This window comes from Micromonospora maritima (genome assembly GCF_902825405.1).
In the GTDB taxonomy this organism is placed as follows: domain Bacteria; phylum Actinomycetota; class Actinomycetes; order Mycobacteriales; family Micromonosporaceae; genus Micromonospora; species Micromonospora maritima.
This window is the reverse complement of sequence record NZ_CADEAU010000493.1, coordinates 1-3834: the sequence shown is the minus strand read 5'-3', so window position 1 is coordinate 3834 and position 3834 is coordinate 1. Positions and strand designations below refer to the sequence as shown.

At 72.5% G+C, this 3834-nt stretch carries 3 protein-coding genes; 2 read left to right on the top strand and 1 reads right to left on the bottom strand.

Annotated features, from left to right (window positions below; all coding sequences use genetic code 11):
• Positions 1-142 precede the first annotated feature (142 nt).
• Positions 143-712, top strand: coding sequence for a GNAT family N-acetyltransferase (locus HUW36_RS27725; RefSeq protein WP_174530833.1), 570 nt, complete (start codon positions 143-145; stop codon positions 710-712).
• 127 nt (positions 713-839) lie between these two features.
• On the opposite strand, the gene HUW36_RS27720 is transcribed toward HUW36_RS27725, so the two are convergent.
• Positions 840-2972 (bottom strand): transglycosylase domain-containing protein, encoded by a 2133-nt coding sequence (locus tag HUW36_RS27720; protein WP_174530832.1) that lies wholly within the window; start codon positions 2970-2972, stop codon positions 840-842.
• 121 nt (positions 2973-3093) lie between these two features.
• On the opposite strand from HUW36_RS27720, the gene cobC reads away from it, so the two are divergent.
• On the top strand, positions 3094-3834 hold a 741-nt coding region (gene cobC / locus HUW36_RS27715; protein ID WP_174530831.1), incomplete at its 3' end, for an Rv2231c family histidinol phosphate aminotransferase CobC.

Below are 3834 nucleotides of genomic sequence, written 5' to 3'. Positions count from 1 at the left end.
CCTACACGACGCTCTTCCGATCTCCGGAGGGCTTCGTCCGCCACGGCGTGCACGCGTCGCAGCTGGTGCCGCACTGGGCCGCGCTTCCGGGCGTCGCGTCCCGCCTGGTGGCCGCCGCGCTGGCGCCCTCGGCGGCCCTGGCGTGATCGGTCAGGTGGCGGTACGCCGGTTCCCGGCGCTGACCGTGTCCACCCCGCGTACCGAGGTGCGCCGGCTGGTCGCGACGGACGCGACGGCGGTGGACGAGGTGTTCGGCGACCGGCAGACCCAGCGCTGGCTGCCGCTGGCCGAGGCGGCCGGGCAGATCGACGGGCGGGCCTGGTGCACCGAGCTGGCCCGGCAGCGCCGCGACAGCGGCGACGGTGACCACTGGGCGGTGGTCCGCCGGGAGGACCAGCGCGTGGTGGGGTGCCTGTGGAGCCGCCGCACCGACTGGGGCGCCCGGCTCACCGAGGTGTCGTACGCGATCGCGCCGCACGCCCGCGGCTACGGCCTGGCCGCCGAGGCGGTGGACGCGGTGGCCATCGCGCTGATCCTGGAGCACGGTTTCCACCGGGTGGAGCTGCGGGTGGCGCCCGGCAACGTCGCGTCCCGCCGGGTCGCCGAGAAGGCCGGCTTCAGCTACGAGGGCCTGCTCCGCAACGCCGGTTACGTCCGCGGCGCCCGGGTCGACCTGGAACTGTGGTCCTTCGTGGCGGCCGACCTGCGCTGAGCCCCGACGTGCGCCAAGCCCCGGCCGATCCAAAGTCGATCAAGGAGTTCGCGTCGGGGATCACGCGGATCCGGACGCAAACTCCTTGATCGACTGACCCGGGCGCACCCCCGGGCGGATCGTGGGGTCAGCCGACGATCTGGTCCGACGGTGGGGTGAACTGGCGGGTGGGCTGGCCCTTCAGGGAGTCCCGGAGGGTCTGCGCCACCGCGTTCACCGGGATCTGGGACTGCCCGTCACCCACCGCGTTGAACGGATTGTCCGGATCGGCGATGAAGCTCGCCGCCGCCAGCTCCGGCGTGTAGCCGACGAACCAGGCGGACCGGGTGCTGTCCGTCGTACCCGTCTTGCCGGCGACCGGCCGACCGACGGTGCCCCGGACGCTGTCGGCCGTCGACCAGCCGCCGCAGCTTCCCTTGGCCGGGGTGTCCCCGGTCGGGCAGCGCGCCGCGTCGGTGGCGGCCCGGGCCGCGTCGGCGTTCACCACCTGCCGGCACCGGGGCTTGGCGATCTCCCGCTGCACCCCGCCCGGGGTGGAGTACGTGGCCGGCGTGCCGTCCCGGTTCATGATCGCGTTGACCGGGATCGCCTCGCAGTAGCGCCCGTCGGCGGCGATCGCCGCGTACGCGTTCGCCATCTCCAGCGGCGTGGCGTCGGAGACGCCGAGCGTGAACGCGCCCCACTTCTTCGCCTTGGCCGGCGACGCCTGCTCCTTGTCCACGTCGGTCCGCCAGCGCAGGCCCAGCTGCTCGGCCAGCCGCACCCCGGCGTCCGCGCCGATCTTCTCCTCCAGCTGGATGAAGTAGGTGTTCACCGACTTGCCGAAGCCGGACCACATGGTCTGCCGGCCGGTCATCGCGCCGCTGGCGTTGGACGGCGCCCAGCCGTCGTACACCGCCGACTTGTACGTGTACGGCGAGTCGTAGGCGGTGGACAGCGGCATCCCGGCGTTGAGCGCGGCGAGCATGGGGAACATCTTGAACGTCGAGCCGGCCTGGTAGCCGGGGAGCGACCCGCCGCCCAGCAGCGGCGCCACCGTGTTCGGGTAGTTCGCCTTGACCTTCGGGCCGGCCTCGGGGTTCGAACTGTTCGGGTTCTCCGCCAGGTCCAGCGAGTAGTTGCGGTTCACGGCCATCGCCTTGATCCGCCCGGTGCCGGGTTCGGCGACCACGATGCCGTTGGCGAACGGGCTGCCGGTGTTGTCCTTGGCGCCCACGTTCTTCTCCGCCGCCGCCTGCGTCTTCGGGTCGAGGGCGAGCACGATCCGGTAGCCGCCACGGCGCAGCTTGTCCATCCGTTCCAGGCGGTTCTCGCCGAACGCGGGCTGCGCGCTCCACCAGTTCTTCAGGTAGTCGCAGTAGAAGCCCCAGCTGCGGTGCCCGCCGTCGATCGCGGCGCAGTCGTTCGGCGGGGTGGTCAGCTTCAGCCTGATCGGTTGGCCCTTGGCCGCCGCGGCGGCGTCCGGCGACAGGTAGCCGAGGCGGGCCATGTTGTCGAGCACGTAGTTGCGCCGGCCGGTGGCGTCCTTCTGGTCGGAGGTGATCGGGTCGTACTCCGAGGGGGACTTCACCAGGCCGGCCAGCGTGGCGGCCTCGACCGGGGTGAGCGTCGCCGGCGTCTTGGAGAAGAAGATCTGCGAGGCGGCGTAGATCCCGTAGGCGCGGTGGCCGAAGTAGGCCGAGTTGAGGTAGCGCTCGAGGATCTGGTCCTTGCTGAGATGCTTCTCGATGTCCAGCGCCATGCGCATCTCCTTGACCTTGCGCAGGCTGGTCTGCTGGGTGGCCTCCTGGACCTCCCGCGGCGTGGTCGCGCTGTCCCGCAGGGCCATCCGGACGTACTGCATGGTGAGCGTCGAGGCGCCCTGGGAGACGCCGCCGGAGCGGGCGTTGGACACGAACGCCCGCGCCACGCCCTTCGGGTCGACGCCGTGGTGCTGGTAGAAGCGGTTGTCCTCGGCGGCGACGATCGCCTGCTGGATGTTCGGCGACATGTTCTCGATCTTGGTGTACTGCCGGTACTCCTCGTAGAACATGGTCAGCACGGTCTTGCCGTCGGGCGCGTAGACGTACGAGGTCTCGGCCGGCAGCGCGGTCTTGAGGATGTTCGTCTTCTGTTCCACGGCGTGCGCGGTGGCCTTGGCGCCGATGCCGGTGACGGCGACCAGCGGGTACAACGCGGCGGCGACGACGATGCCGGCGATCAGCCCGGCGCGGAGAAGGGGCACGGCACGACCAGCGGAGGCAAGGGGTCGGTTGCTCACGGGGTCAAGCTATGACATTTCCGATTCGGAAATGAGAAGAACTCATAAACCGGCGGGCCGTGACGCGCCCCACGCCTGGATGCGCTGTCCCGGGCGGCGGCTTCCCGGCAGGATCGCGGACATGCCCGCACCATCGACCGGGAGCGCCGCCGCGCTCGACCAGCCCGACCTGGGCCACCACGGGGACGTCGAGGCCACGCCCGGCCTGGTCGACCTGGCCGTCAACGTGCGCCGTGCCCCGATGCCCGACTGGCTGGCCGACCCGTTGACCGCCGCACTGGGGGAACTGGCCGCGTACCCGGACCCGGCGCCCGCCCGCGCCGCCGTCGCTCACCGGCACGGGCGACCCCCGGAAGAGGTACTCCTCACCGCCGGGGCCGCCGAGGGTTTCGTGCTGATCGCCCGCGCGCTGCGCGAGGCCCGCCACCCGGTGGTGGTGCACCCGCAGTTCACCGAACCGGAGGCCGCCCTGCGCGCCGCCGGCCACCGGGTGGACCGGGTGCTGCTCGACCCGGCCGACGGCTTCCGGCTCGACCCGGCCCGGATACCCACCGACGCCGACCTGGTCATGGTCGGCAACCCCACGAACCCGACCTCGGTGCTGCACCCGGCGGACGCGCTCGCCGCGCTCGCCCGCCCCGGCCGGGTGCTGGTGGTCGACGAGGCGTTCGCCGACACCACCGCCGCGCCGGGCGTCGACGGCGAACCCGAGTCCCTGGCCGCCCGGCGCGACCTGCCCGGCCTCGTGGTGGTCCGCAGCCTGACCAAGACGTGGGGGCTGGCCGGGCTGCGGATCGGCTACCTGCTCGGCGACGCCGCGCTGCTGGCCCGGTTCGCCGCCGCCCAGCCGCTGTGGGCGGTC